Annotated in this window: 13 protein-coding genes; 12 read left to right on the forward strand and 1 reads right to left on the reverse strand. The window is 47.9% G+C overall.

What is annotated here, in order from left to right:
* The first annotated feature begins 94 nt into the window (after nt 1-94).
* The 4 genes from cdaA (at nt 95) to glmS (ending at nt 5,551) form a co-directional block, all read left to right on the forward strand.
* Nucleotides 95-952 (forward strand): diadenylate cyclase CdaA, encoded by an 858-nt coding sequence (gene cdaA / locus LACSTY_RS04785; RefSeq protein WP_010489262.1) that lies wholly within the window; start codon nt 95-97, stop codon nt 950-952.
* Complete coding sequence (locus tag LACSTY_RS04790; RefSeq protein WP_087911869.1) at nt 949-2,052, forward strand: CdaR family protein; 1,104 nt, start codon at nt 949-951, stop codon at nt 2,050-2,052. The genes cdaA and LACSTY_RS04790 overlap by 4 nt, the downstream gene beginning before the upstream one ends.
* A 28-nt stretch (nt 2,053-2,080) precedes the next feature.
* Nucleotides 2,081-3,445: a phosphoglucosamine mutase gene (glmM, locus tag LACSTY_RS04795; RefSeq protein ID WP_049169938.1), complete on the forward strand. Its 1,365-nt coding sequence runs from the start codon at nt 2,081-2,083 to the stop codon at nt 3,443-3,445.
* Between the two features lie 294 nt (nt 3,446-3,739).
* The gene (gene glmS / locus LACSTY_RS04800; RefSeq protein WP_087911870.1) at nt 3,740-5,551 is read left to right on the forward strand and encodes a glutamine--fructose-6-phosphate transaminase (isomerizing); all 1,812 of its coding nucleotides are present in this window, start codon (nt 3,740-3,742) and stop codon (nt 5,549-5,551) included.
* 136 nt (nt 5,552-5,687) lie between these two features.
* Here glmS and LACSTY_RS04805 read toward each other — a convergent pair whose 3' ends face one another.
* The gene (locus LACSTY_RS04805) at nt 5,688-7,493 is read right to left on the reverse strand and encodes a M3 family oligoendopeptidase (protein ID WP_087911871.1); all 1,806 of its coding nucleotides are present in this window, start codon (nt 7,491-7,493) and stop codon (nt 5,688-5,690) included.
* A 73-nt stretch (nt 7,494-7,566) separates the two neighbouring features.
* Between LACSTY_RS04805 and LACSTY_RS04810 the strand changes: the two genes are divergently transcribed.
* From LACSTY_RS04810 to LACSTY_RS04850, 8 genes are all read left to right on the forward strand, one after another.
* Nucleotides 7,567-8,061 carry a VanZ family protein gene (locus tag LACSTY_RS04810; RefSeq protein WP_087911872.1) on the forward strand — a complete coding sequence of 165 codons (495 nt, stop codon included), beginning with the start codon at nt 7,567-7,569 and terminating at the stop codon, nt 8,059-8,061.
* 70 nt (nt 8,062-8,131) lie between these two features.
* Nucleotides 8,132-8,863: a YebC/PmpR family DNA-binding transcriptional regulator gene (locus LACSTY_RS04815; RefSeq protein ID WP_087911873.1), complete on the forward strand. Its 732-nt coding sequence runs from the start codon at nt 8,132-8,134 to the stop codon at nt 8,861-8,863.
* Between the two features lie 126 nt (nt 8,864-8,989).
* Complete coding sequence (locus LACSTY_RS04820) at nt 8,990-9,859, forward strand: ATPase, T2SS/T4P/T4SS family (protein WP_087911874.1); 870 nt, start codon at nt 8,990-8,992, stop codon at nt 9,857-9,859.
* Complete coding sequence (locus LACSTY_RS04825; protein ID WP_087911875.1) at nt 9,856-10,812, forward strand: type II secretion system F family protein; 957 nt, start codon at nt 9,856-9,858, stop codon at nt 10,810-10,812. Before LACSTY_RS04820 ends, LACSTY_RS04825 begins: the two co-directional genes overlap by 4 nt.
* A gap of 2 nt (nt 10,813-10,814) precedes the next feature.
* The gene (locus LACSTY_RS04830; protein WP_025013539.1) at nt 10,815-11,135 is read left to right on the forward strand and encodes a type II secretion system protein; all 321 of its coding nucleotides are present in this window, start codon (nt 10,815-10,817) and stop codon (nt 11,133-11,135) included.
* A 20-nt stretch (nt 11,136-11,155) separates the two neighbouring features.
* Nucleotides 11,156-11,557 carry a type II secretion system protein gene (locus LACSTY_RS04835; protein WP_225362713.1) on the forward strand — a complete coding sequence of 134 codons (402 nt, stop codon included), beginning with the start codon at nt 11,156-11,158 and terminating at the stop codon, nt 11,555-11,557.
* Nucleotides 11,558-11,797: 240 nt separating this feature from the next.
* Entirely contained in the window at nt 11,798-12,268 is a 471-nt protein-coding gene (locus tag LACSTY_RS04845; RefSeq protein ID WP_087911878.1) for a ComGF family competence protein, read from the forward strand.
* A complete protein-coding gene (locus LACSTY_RS04850; RefSeq protein ID WP_087911879.1) occupies nt 12,265-12,579 on the forward strand; it encodes a hypothetical protein in 315 nt (104 codons plus the stop codon). The genes LACSTY_RS04845 and LACSTY_RS04850 overlap by 4 nt, the downstream gene beginning before the upstream one ends.
* The last annotated feature ends 87 nt before the right edge of the window (nt 12,580-12,666 follow it).

Below are 12,666 nucleotides of genomic sequence, written 5' to 3' on the forward strand. Positions count from 1 at the left end.
AGCACCGCTTCATTCGGTTCAGCGCCCGCCGTTTAGGCATCTCGTGGTATAATTATTCAGAAGTTTGATTTCAAACCACAATGGAGGAACGCGGATGCGCACCTATCTCGCAAATTTATTAACTTGGTCCACTCTTATCAATCTGGTTGACATCCTCGTCGTCTGGTACGTCATTTATCGGTTGATCATGCTGGTTCGCGGCACCAAAGCCGTGCAGCTGCTTAAAGGTGTTTTTGTCATTGCGGCCATCAAGATCATTTCCTGGTTTTTGCAACTCAAAACGGTCGGGTACCTGACGGATTTGGTGATTACCTGGAGTGTGCCGGCGCTGGTCATTATTTTTCAACCGGAAATCCGCCGCGGCCTAGAGCATCTTGGACGTGGATCGTTGATTTTCCGCTCAAACAATAACCAACATGAAGCCGAAACGCGCATGGTCAAGGAGCTGGACAAGGCGATCCAGTATATGAGCAAACGCCGCATCGGTGCTCTGATTACCATTCAAAAAAATACCGGCCTTGAAGATTATATCGAGACTGGCATTCCACTTGATGCGGATATCAGTGGCGAGTTGTTAATCAACATTTTTATTCCTAACACGCCGTTGCATGACGGGGCAGTTATCATACGGAACAATCGGATTGCGGTAGCCGCGGCTTATTTGCCGTTGTCAGACAGTAACCTGATTCCCAAGGAACTGGGTACCCGTCATCGGGCAGCTGTCGGGATCAGTGAAGTGACCGATGCCTTGACGATTGTTGTGTCTGAGGAAACCGGCGAAGTCACGATTACGAACAATAATAATTTGATTCGTAACCTGACGCGTGAGGATTACATGAAGTTCTTGACGGCTCAGTTAGTACCAAAAGAAGAGGCACCCAATCCAAATCCGGTTGTCAGTTTCTTTTCGCGGCTTTTTAGTCAACGCAAAAAGAAGGAGGGCAAGCAATGAATCGCTTATGGGATAAGCCATGGGTTAATCGGTTGTTAGCCTTGCTTCTCGCGATCGGGTTGTTCGCTTATGTCAACGTTGAGAGTATCAACAACACGCGGCAGAATGCCAACGATGATACAACCCTGGTAGCGAACAAGACTCAGACCGTGAAAGTACCGTTGCAGGTTAACGCCAATACCGACAAGTATTTCATCACTGGGTACCCATCAAAAGTATCGGTTGCACTGACAGGAACGGCTTCTTTAGTGACCATGACTGCCAATACCCAGAATTTTCGGGTGGTTGCTGATTTAACCAACTTAGGGGTTGGCAAGCATCGCGTTCATTTGAAGGCGGAAGGTTTGAACAAAGATTTGAGCTACTCGATTTCGCCTAAATCAGTGACTGTCGACATCCAGGTGCGGGACAATAAGACCATGCCGATTCAGGTTCGCTATAATAAGGCCAGCATCGCTTCCGGTTATGCAGCAGGTGATCCTAAGCTTTCGGCGCGAACCGTTGAAGTGACGGGTGCACGCTCCGTGATCGACTCGATTGCCCAGGTCGTTGCCAATGTTTCGTTGGCGCACAATACCCGCAAGACCGTTGACCAGGAAGTGCTATTGCAAGCGTTGGATGATAATGGCAATACTATGAATGTGGTGCTATCACCGCAAACCGTGCATGTCACGTTACCGATTTCCCAACCCAGTAAAAAAGTAAATATTGAGTTGAAGCAAACCGGCAATGCGGCAAGCGGGCATACGTACGCCTTGTCGTCAGACACAAAACAGGTTACCGTATATGGAGACCAGCAAAGTCTGGATAAGTTGAGTAAATTGACCGTTCCTGTTGATATCAGTGGCATCACTTCGACAACAACGCGGACGTTCAACGTAACAGATCTCAACGACAGTATTTCTGCGGCTGATCCAAAAACCATTAAGGTGACCGTGAGTGTTGGCAACACAGGGACTGGTAATGGTGGTGGTAATGACGATGATGATGTGGGCACCAACGCTAACGCTGGCACGTCAACCGCTTCATCGAGTTCATCCAGTGCCAGTAGTTCTCAATCAAGTTCATCAAGCGAAAGCACATCAGCAAGTGAAAAATAACCACTGGAAGAAATGAGGAAAAATTAAGATGACAAAGTATTTTGGTACCGATGGTGTTCGTGGCATTGCTAATAAGGAATTGAGCCCAGAAATGGCGTTTCGACTCGGTCGCACAGGCGGCTATGTGCTGACTCAGCACAAAGAGGATGCCAGTCATCGGCCATTGGTTCTGGTTGCGCGCGATACCCGGATTTCCGGTCAGATGTTAGCAGATGCTTTGATTGCCGGATTACTGTCGGTTGGCATTGAAGTGCTGGATCTTGGCGTTATCACAACGCCGGCAGTTGCTTACCTAATTAAAATCCAAGGAGCCGATGCCGGGATTCAGATTTCGGCTTCACATAATCCGGTTGCCGACAATGGTATCAAGTTCTTTGGCGCAGACGGTTACAAGCTTTCTGACGAAACGGAAGAAGAAATTGAAGCTTTGTTAGATGCACCGGAAGATAACCTGCCGCGTCCGGCTGCAGAGGGACTGGGAACCGTTGACGATTATCCTGAAGGTGCGCTCAAGTATACGCAATTTTTGGAGCAGACACTCTCGGATGACTTAAGTGGCATTCATGTTTGTTTAGACGGTGCTAATGGTGCTACCAGTGGTTTGGTTAGCCGGATTTTTGCCGATCTTGACACGGACTTCGATACGATGGCAACCAGCCCGGACGGCTTAAATATCAACGCTGACGTAGGTTCAACGCATCCGCAAGCGTTGGCCAAGTTTGTCGTTGAAAAAGGTGCCGATGTCGGCCTGGCCTTTGACGGCGATGGTGATCGCTGCATTGCCGTTGATGAAGAAGGTAACATTGTCGATGGCGATAAGATCATGTTCATTCTAGGCAGCTATATGAAGTCACAAGGCCGCCTGAAACAAGATACGGTTGTGACCACAGTGATGAGCAACCTCGGCTTGTATAAGGCGCTTGAAGCCAATGGTATGAAGTCTGTTCAGACCGCGGTTGGTGACCGCCATGTCGTGGAAGCCATGCGTAAAGACGGTTACAACATCGGTGGCGAACAATCCGGCCACATCATTTTGTTTGATTATCACAACACCGGCGATGGCATGTTGACGGGTATCCACTTGCTAAACGTCATGAAGAAGACGGGCAAGAAACTGTCCGAGCTGGCAGCCCCGGTTCAGGATTATCCTCAGAAACTGGTTAACGTCAAAGTTGCCGACAAGGATAATTGGCAAGCCTATCCGGAAATTCAAGAAGCTATCGATACGGTTGAAAAAGAAATGGCTGGCGATGGCCGCGTGCTCGTGCGTCCTTCCGGTACGGAACCACTGCTGCGGGTGATGGCTGAAGCCAAAACCGAAGACCTAGTATCACGTTATGTTGATCAGATTGTCGCAGTCGTTAAGCGCGAGATGGGCAGTCAAAAAGATTAAGATTCATATAAATTACATGAGGGTTTAACCAAAAAAGCTACTGAGGAAAAATCTCGGCGGCTTTTTTGTTGCAGTGTTTATGGTAAATCTGAAGCAATCAAACCTTGAATTTTCAAGGTTGATCACGTTTTCGGAGGAATGGATATAGACCAATAATCTTGCGAAAAGTATACCATTGAAAATTTAGTATTGACATACTGCCGCTTAAAACATATAGTTAGCTTTGTTTTTAGCGATACCAATAAAAAAATCTGTCTAAACCAATTTGTAGACATTAGGAAAAGGATGTTGACTATGTGTGGAATCGTTGGTGTTATCGGTAAGAAAAATGCAACCCAAATCTTGCTTAAAGGGCTCGAGAAGCTGGAATATCGGGGGTATGATTCAGCTGGCATTTATGTAAACGATCAAGCCGGTCATGACCATCTGATCAAGCGGGTTGGCCATATTTCTAATTTGGAAAAAGCAGTGACACCGGATGTTCAGGGCGTCATGGGGATTGGTCATACACGCTGGGCAACAAACGGTGGACCGACCGAAGCCAATGCACATCCGCAGGTTTCTAATGACGAACGCTTCTATCTGGTGCATAACGGGGTTGTGACCAACGCCAATGACCTGAAGCAGCAATACCTTCAAGACATCGAACTGCATAGTGACACAGATACTGAAGTTGTGGTACAGCTGATTGCCTTGTTTGCCCGTCAAGGCCTGTCTGCCAAAGAGGCGTTGCGCAAGACATTGAAGTTAATTCAAGGCTCATACGCTTTTTCCATGGTTGATCGCCTGGATCCAACCGTGCTGTATGTGGCTAAGAACAAGAGCCCGCTTTTGATCGGTCGGGGCAAGGGCTTCAACGTTGTGGCTTCCGATGCGTTGGCTATGCTGAGCGAAACCGACCAATTTGTTGAACTCAAGGATCAGGAAATTGTGACGCTGACGGCTGATGCCATTCACATCGAAACACTTGATGGCAAAGTCGAAGAACGTAAGCCGTTTACGGTTAAAGTCGATGACGGTGAAGTTTCTAAAGGCACGTACCCATTCTTCATGCTCAAGGAAATTGACGAACAGCCAATTGTGATGCGCCGTTTGGTTGAAAAATATACCGATGATCAACATCATGTGGTGATTCCTGAGGACCTGATGAAGGCCTTACAGCAAGCCGATCGTCTATATATTGTTGCAGCCGGCACCAGTTATCATGCCGGGTTAGTCGGTGCCCCGTTGTTTGAACAGCTGGCAGGCATCCCGGCTGAAGTGCACGTTGCTTCGGAGTTTGCTTATCATCAGCCGTTATTGTCCAAGCATCCGCTGTTTATTTTCCTAACCCAAAGCGGCGAGACAGCTGATATTCGTCAGGTGCTGGTTGAAGTTAAGAAGCAAGGTTATCAGACGCTCACCATTACCAATGTCGGCAGTTCAACCCTTGCCCGTGAAGCAACATTTACCTTGTTGCTGCATGGTGGTCCGGAAATTGCGGTGGCTTCGACCAAGGCTTACACCGCCCAAATTGCCGTTGAAGCATTGGTTGCCAAGGCCGTTGGGGAAGCCAAGGGTCTGCAGGCAGCTAAGGACTTTGACGTCATTCACCAATTGGGGTTGGCAGCGACCGGCCAGCAAGCTTTGATTGATCAAAAAGACCGTATCCACGAACTGGCGACGGATATGTTCAAAACCACACGCAACGCCTTTTATATCGGACGCGGCGGCGACTATTACGCCAGCCTGGAAGCGGCGTTGAAGCTCAAGGAAATCAGCTACGTGCAGGCAGAAGGTTTTGCTGCTGGCGAGTTGAAACACGGCACCATTGCCTTGATCGAAAAGGATACGCCGGTTGTCGCCATCATTTCCGACCCGGTCACAGCTGCCCGCACACGCAGTAATGCCGACGAAGTTCAGGCCCGTGGTGCTAAAGTCTTGCACATTGCGATGGCCAGTCAGGCACAAAAGGGTGACCAGATTATTGTGGACGACATCGATCCACTGCTGGCACCACTTGTTACCATCATTCCGGCGCAATTGCTGGCATACTTCACAAGTGCCGATCGCGGCTATGACGTTGATCGTCCGCGTAACTTGGCAAAGTCCGTTACGGTCGAATAAGACGCGTATTGATGGAAAAGTAAATGTTAATCTTAAAACGGTGATATTGCCCACTAAAAAGCCTGTTTGCTAGCATTTTAGCAAACAGGCTTTTTGTCTCATCAGAATCTTTACGTTAAGAAGAAATGGGCAGCAATTATTTTAAGTAATCCTCGCTCAACTGCATAAACTGTTGCGCATCCTTGGCGGCTAGGTCGATGCCTTGCTGCCAAAATGCCGGTTGCGTCAGATCAACACCGAGATGCTTTTTGGCCAGTTCCTCTGTCGACATGTTGGCCGTGTCCCGCAGCAGTGCGATGTAATCATCTTCAAAGTTTGCGGTTTGTTGCGCCTTGGCGTAAATGCCGCTAGAGAACAGGTAGCCAAACGTATACGGGAAGTTGTAGAACGGCGGATTGTCAAAATAGAAGTGTAGTTTGTCCGCCCAGTACATTGGGTCAAATGAACTCAAACCGCCAGCATAGGCTTTTTGCTGGGCCGCGGTCATCAGTTCCTTTAGGCGCGGCACGCTGACAATGCCGTGTTCCCGTTCTTGATAGAAGCTGTCTTCAAACAGGAAGCGGGCGTGGATGTTCAGCAGCATGGCTATTGGATTGGTCATTTTGGCATCAAGTAGGTTAAGCTTTTCTGCGGGATCGGTGGCGGCTTTGACAGTTGCATCGGCCACGATTAATTCAGCAAACGTCGAGGCAGTTTCGGCAACGTTCATGGCATAATCTTGACGCAGAACCGGCATGTCTTTCAAAATATCACTGTGGAAGGCGTGGCCTAGTTCGTGGGCGATGGTTGAAACGCCAGATGCCGAGCCGTCAAAAGTCATGAAAATTCGGCTTTCTTTAACATCCGGCACACTGGTCATATAGCCACCGGCGCGTTTGCCTGGCCGATCTTCGGCTTCAATCCAGCCGTTTTCGAAGGCGTGTTTGGCGAAAGCGGCCATTTTTGGTGAGAACTTGGCAAAATTGCTTACGATGAATTCGGCTGCTTCGTCAAAGGTGTATGTTTTTGGCTTAAAATCGCCAACGATAACCGGCGCCCACTGATCATGCCAAGTCATGGTTGGCTGGCCGGTTAGTTGGGCCTTGCGAGTGAGGTAGGCGGCAAATGGTGCCTTATTCGTGCTGATGGTGTGCCACATTTGATCCAATGTGGCCCGTTGCATGCGGTTGTATTGAAGCGGTTTGTAAAGATAATCCGGATAATGATGCAAGCGGTAATCGGTTAGCCGGAATCCCGCAATATGATTCAGCGTTTCGGCGAATAAACTGGCATGATCATCCCAGACGTGTTCCCAAACGTTGAAAACGTCCTGACGCACTTTTGGATCAGTTGCACCCTCAAATTTATTCTGCGTCTGTCCGGCACTCAGCTCGGTTGTTTTACCGTCTTCGACAACCGGAAACTTCAGGCTACCGCTTAAAGTGGTGTAATGGTCACTCCAGCCGGTGTACCCATCAACTGCCAGGTCATTGATCATGGTTTCGGTTTGGTCATCAAGCAGATCCTTGGCATGGTCGCGCATTTCAGCGAGGCCGAAGCGACTTTCCGCTAAAGTACCAGTTGCCGTCAGTTGATCGAACGCGGTTTGTGACATGGCGGCTAATTTTTTGGCGAGTGGATTATTGATGTTTTGAAAACGCGTCTCGAGCGTGGTGAGCCGACCTTGTAATGGGCCGGTTTTTAAATTGGCCGTATCGGCGCTGGCAATCATTTCAACAAAGCTACCAGTAGTGCCTAGGCCTTTGCTAATATCTTCAAACAGTTGCCAAAAAGTTTTGAAATCGGTAAACTCAGGAGCGTCATCGCTAGGCGACCAAGCAGCAACTTGAGTTTCCAGTTGCGGCAATTCGTCTGCTACCTGTTGGATTCGGGCGGCAAGTTGTGGTGAGTCGATGCCACCGGGGAAGATTGAATCGAGATTCCAGTTAATCGGGTAAGACATATCAGCACTTCCTTTCGAAATACGTTCATTATACAGTAGATGAGAAAATTATGAGTGAAAGTAGGTCAAGTTTGTGCATTCTTTTAAACGCCATTGGGGACTTTGGTTAACTGCAGCACTTTTATTTATTTTATTCGTGAGCTCAAGTATGACTTATAAGGAGCAGACAACTGTGCCGCTCATGGAACGGCTGTTGCAAAGTGAACCTTTTAAACCATTTCTGAGCACGATTCACTTTGATTATGCCGGTGAAACGCAATCTGTAGCAGAGGTGGGTTACTTTAAATTTGTCGAGTTCTTTATTCGCAAAGGCGCGCACGTCACGATCTTTTTCCTATTGGGGTTAGGCTTGACCCAAGGAACATTTATGTATCAAAAGAATCGGTGGCTTCACTGGCCACTGGTGACGTTGAGCTGTACTGGTATTGCCGCGTTTGATGAATTCCACCAGATGTTGACAGGCGGCCGGACGCCGTTGTTTCAGGATGTGATGCTGGACACAGTGGCAGCAGCCATTGCCGTGACGGTGATGTGGGGATGGCTATGGTGGCGGCGGAAGCGACGTTGAATAACGGTTCATTCTTTGCTATAATTTTAACGATCCGTATGCATCTATACTTATGAAAAGAGGGTTTATCATGTCAGGACATTCCAAATGGCATAACATCCAAGGCCGTAAGAACGCTCAGGATGCTAAGCGTGGTAAGATTTTCCAGAAATTATCACGTGAATTATACATGGCAGCAAAGCAAGGTGGTCCTGACCCCAGTGGTAACCCATCCCTCCGTTTGGTCATGGACAAAGCCAAAGCTGCCAACATGCCTAAAGACAACATCAAACGGGCGTTAGATAAAGCGAGCGATCGCGATGCAGCTAATTATGATGAAGTGACTTATGAAGGCTATGGCCCGGGTGGCGTTGCGATTCTGGTCGAAGCTTTAACCGATAACCGTAATCGGACTTCCAGTTCCGTGCGGGTTGCAATTACCCGTCACGGCGGCAATATGGCGGCAGCCGGTGCGGTTTCCTATATGTTCGATCGCAAGGGCTATCTGGTTATTTCCCGCGAAGATTTTGACGTTGACGAAGACCAGATGCTGGAAGATGCGCTTGAAGCCGGTGCCGAAGATATGCAGACGTCGGATGAAGCCTTTGAAATTTATACCGACCCTAAAGAATTCGCGCAGGTTCGTGATGCGTTAGAAGAAAAGGGTTATAAATTCGTGGAAAATGAATTAACCATGGTGCCGCAAAACCTGACACCGATTCCCAAGGACAAAGTTGAACAGTTCCAGGCGATGATTGACCAACTGGAAGACGATGACGATGTTCAGGAAGTCTACACAGCCGGCGACTGGCCAGACGACTAAATGATTTATTAGAACATGTTTGAAAAGGCAATGCAGATGCGTTGTCTTTTTTATTTTGCTCAAAAATCGGCAGTAAAAGGAGTTTCCCTGTGAATTGCGAACTCTTTTAGTGTAGGGGGGAAAGGCATGCAATCAGTGAATGAATTGTTGACGAGTGCATTGGCAAAAGGCGCCAGTGATATCTATTATTTGCCGAGTGCAGAGGGGTATCTTGTTCGACTTCGACTACCTACAGGACTGATGACCCTGGCAAGGCGGGAGACGCGCATAGGGCAACAGGAGATTAATTACCTGAAATTCATGGCGGGGATGAACGTGGCAGAACATCGGCGCGTTCAACTAGGTGCTTTCTATCAAGAAGCGCCGTCAGTATTTTTGCGATTAAGTTCGGTGGCGGACTATCGCGGCCGTGAGTCGTTGGTCGTGCGGTTAATCAGCGGCATTCCAGATGCGGACGGCGCCCGGCAACTCTTGGATCGGTTGATGAGCATTTTGTTGCAACGACGCGGGATGTTGACGCTGGCCGGGCCAACCGGATCAGGTAAAACAACGCTACTTTATCAATTAGCTACGCGGTTGGCGGAGTCGCGAATGGTGTTGTCGATAGAAGATCCCGTTGAAATCAATCAACCTCAATTTCTTCAGCTTCAGGTGAATCCGGAAGCAGAGATGAGTTACCCTCAGCTGCTAAAGGCGGCCTTGCGTCATCGTCCCGATGTCTTATTGATCGGAGAAATTCGTGATCGGCAAACCGCGCAAAGTGCCTGTGAAGCAGCCATTAGCGGTCATATTGTGTTGGCAACGGTTCATGCACGCTCGGCCGATGATACGCCTTTGCGGTTAACGAGTTTCGGCCTATCTGAAGCATTGGTTGCGGCTGCGTTGACTGCCAGTGCGGCAATTGCGTTGTGCTATCGTCCGGTGATTCACCCGGTGGCAGAACTGGTTGTTTTTGAACGCTCGTCGCAAAGCCAAGCACAAGAGGTGGTTTCATGAAGGTGCCGTTAATTGCGCAGGAACGTTTTTGCCGCCAGAGTGCTGCGTTAATCACGGCTGGTTTCAGTTTACCAGATGTTTTTGCTTACCTGCGCGTCAGTGCGCCAAAATACCGGATTGTTTGGGAACGGATTGAAGCGGAACTGGCTAACGGAATTGCCTTTTCAGAAGCGGTCGCGCACCAAGAGCTGGCACCGATCCTTTTTCAACAGTTACAGTTGGCACAGATTCACGGTGATTTGGCTAAGGCGCTAACAGTAGCGGGCGATTATCTTGGCTTACGCGTGCGCAATCGGCAGAAAATGACCCAACTGCTTGTTTATCCGTGTCTGTTATTGGCCATGTTGATGGTCTTACAGGTTGTGGTGGTTTTTGGCGTGCTACCGGCCTTGTCTTTGCCGAGATCGGAATTGGTATTGGTTCAGTTAGGTGGTCTCGCTGTTCTGATCGGGTTTGGCGTACTGATTTATTTGATTTGGCGCCGTTTAACCCCGCTTAAGCGTCTCTTGGTTCTACAAAAAGTGCCGGGAATGCGGCAGGTTCTGCGGATGTATTATCAGTTTCAATTTACTTCCGGAGCGGCTCAATTTTTGTTGGCAGGAGCTGATATTTCTGATTTTTGTCGGCATTTAGCGACGCTAGAAGGGCCACTGGGAAATTTAGGCAGTCGGATTCAGGCGAAAGTCCAACGTGGACAGGAATTGACTGAGGCGCTCCAGGAACCTTTTGTCCCAGATGAAGTCGCGCGTTTATTAACGATGGGACAGTCACGACATCTGGTGGCGGAAGGCCTCAAGCTATTCGGAGAGCAACTATTTTTTAATTTGCAGCGCCAATTGGAGAAATTAGTTAATTTGATCCAACCGCTTTTGTTTTTGTTAATCGGTGGCGAGATTTTACTGGTTTATTTGCAGATCTTATTGCCACTCTATCAATCCTTAGGAGGTGTTTGAACATGCGACGGAAAAAGTTACGGGCGTTCACGCTCATCGAAGTCGTAGCAGCTTTAGGTGTGATTATTTTGCTAACGTTGGCACTGGTCTTGACGATTCAAGGACAGATGAAACGCGTTGATACGCAAAATCTGAAAGCCACGGTTGCGACTGTCAATACGCAGTTGGAAATGACTTACAACGAGCCTGATCAAGGTGGCGTTGATTTTAGTTCCCCTGATCAACTGGTCAAAAAAGACGTGATTTCGCAAAGTCAGGCCGATGCACTTAAAAAAGGCGGTTATAAACTAACATCCGGTTCGCCGCCAAAATTCGCTAAATGAAACGGTTAAGTGGATTTACCATGATCGAGATCGTTGCGGTGATGTTTATTTTGACGGCATTAGCTTTGGTAGCGGTGCCGGTTGGACGAGGGGCCCTGACGCATCGGCAGGAGCGGGAGTTTATGGAGACGCTCATCGAAGAATGGGAAATGCTGAAGATGAAGGCAAGGAGCGATCACAAAAACGGCGATATGTACGTAAAAGGTTCAAAAAGACAGGTGGAGTTTGCAACAATTGACGGTAAATTTCGAGTATTAAAATTTCCTTCTTCTTTGACATATGACGGTTCGTCAACAATTTCTTGTAACCCAAGGGGGAAAATCACTCAAGCTGGTTCGCTAAATTTTAAATACGCTGAAAAACGATTTTGGAGAGTGAGTTTTCAACTAGGATGGGGGCGAGGCGTATTCGTCAAAAACTGAGCGGTGTTTTACTAGTTGAACACTTGGCTGCTTTGGGGGTGGTTTTAATTGCAGCAAGCTGGATAACGCTTTTAATTCGAACATATCAGCGGGTTGTGATTCCAGCCCGCCAGGAAACGACGGCTTATTATGCAGCACGAATTGCGTTGGTTCGATTACCATCACCAGGTGGAAGAACCGAGGTCAAAGTAGGGCCTGATGTATGGCAGGTGGAGTTGCGCGAGAAGGGGGTCCGCGTTCATGACAACAAGAAAGGGAAGATTTTCTCATTTACCCCTTGAAGCTTTTAGTTTGGTCGAGGTTGTCATCGGACTGGGATTGATGATGGTAGTTCTGTTGCTTTGGCGACCGCTTTTAACTGGGATTCAACGTTTTACCCAACAAGACCAATATTTAATTCAAGCTTTACAAGCAGAACAAGATTTACAAGCAGATGTGTACGCTCATAAAATGAAACAACTCGAGCTGAAGGATAATCGCGTGCGCCTGCAAGGACAGGATGGTGCCGAAACCAAGATATATGCATATGAGTTTTATGCCAAACGTGGTAAAGAAGGCATTATTCGATCTAGGACGAATGATGATGGGCACGTGCCTTTATTTATGCAAGTTAAGTCAGCAAAGTTTCAAGCTGCTCCACAGGGCTTCTTATATACCTTACGATTAAAGTCAGCTCAACCATTTGAAGGTGGGGTGTTTTTGGAGCCATGAAGCTTCGTGGGAGTGTGTTTGTCAACACGTTGATCTTATTTGCTGTTTTTCTAACTTTGACTGTTGGCCTGTTCGAACAATTCAAACTATGGCAGCAACGATATCAAGTGATCGCAAAAGTCGAAAAAGCTCAATTTGAAGCGGCGTATTCACGTTGGAGGCAACAAGGCGAAGCTAAGAGTCAGGCGTCGGAAGAGACATTCACTGATAAAACTGTGCCATCGAGTGACACCACCGAATCAAATTCATCAACAAACGAAACAGCACAACCTTCAGAAATCAAGGCTTCCAAAGCAGAGATGCTTGAATAAGTTTTTGCCAATCAGTACACTAAAAGACAAGGCGTCAATTAAGGGTCACGGGAAATTTCCTGTAGGGACACGCGTTGACTGACAGAG

The sequence above is a fragment of the Lacticaseibacillus styriensis genome (assembly GCF_030770295.1).
In the GTDB taxonomy this organism is placed as follows: domain Bacteria; phylum Bacillota; class Bacilli; order Lactobacillales; family Lactobacillaceae; genus Lacticaseibacillus; species Lacticaseibacillus casei.

Excerpts from the sequence above, each read along its gene's own strand:
- cdaA (WP_010489262.1), top strand. The coding sequence starts at position 95 with ATGCGCACCTATCTCGCAAATTTATTAACTTGGTCCACTCTTATCAAT.
- LACSTY_RS04790 (WP_087911869.1), top strand. The coding sequence starts at position 949 with ATGAATCGCTTATGGGATAAGCCATGGGTTAATCGGTTGTTAGCCTTG.
- glmM (WP_049169938.1), top strand. The coding sequence starts at position 2,081 with ATGACAAAGTATTTTGGTACCGATGGTGTTCGTGGCATTGCTAATAAG.
- glmS (WP_087911870.1), top strand. The coding sequence starts at position 3,740 with ATGTGTGGAATCGTTGGTGTTATCGGTAAGAAAAATGCAACCCAAATC.
- LACSTY_RS04805 (WP_087911871.1), bottom strand. The coding sequence starts at position 7,493 with ATGTCTTACCCGATTAACTGGAATCTCGATTCAATCTTCCCCGGTGGC.
- LACSTY_RS04815 (WP_087911873.1), top strand. The coding sequence starts at position 8,132 with ATGTCAGGACATTCCAAATGGCATAACATCCAAGGCCGTAAGAACGCT.
- LACSTY_RS04820 (WP_087911874.1), top strand. The coding sequence starts at position 8,990 with ATGCAATCAGTGAATGAATTGTTGACGAGTGCATTGGCAAAAGGCGCC.
- LACSTY_RS04825 (WP_087911875.1), top strand. The coding sequence starts at position 9,856 with ATGAAGGTGCCGTTAATTGCGCAGGAACGTTTTTGCCGCCAGAGTGCT.
- LACSTY_RS04830 (WP_025013539.1), top strand. The coding sequence starts at position 10,815 with ATGCGACGGAAAAAGTTACGGGCGTTCACGCTCATCGAAGTCGTAGCA.
- LACSTY_RS04835 (WP_225362713.1), top strand. The coding sequence starts at position 11,156 with ATGATCGAGATCGTTGCGGTGATGTTTATTTTGACGGCATTAGCTTTG.
- LACSTY_RS04845 (WP_087911878.1), top strand. The coding sequence starts at position 11,798 with ATGACAACAAGAAAGGGAAGATTTTCTCATTTACCCCTTGAAGCTTTT.
- LACSTY_RS04850 (WP_087911879.1), top strand. The coding sequence starts at position 12,265 with ATGAAGCTTCGTGGGAGTGTGTTTGTCAACACGTTGATCTTATTTGCT.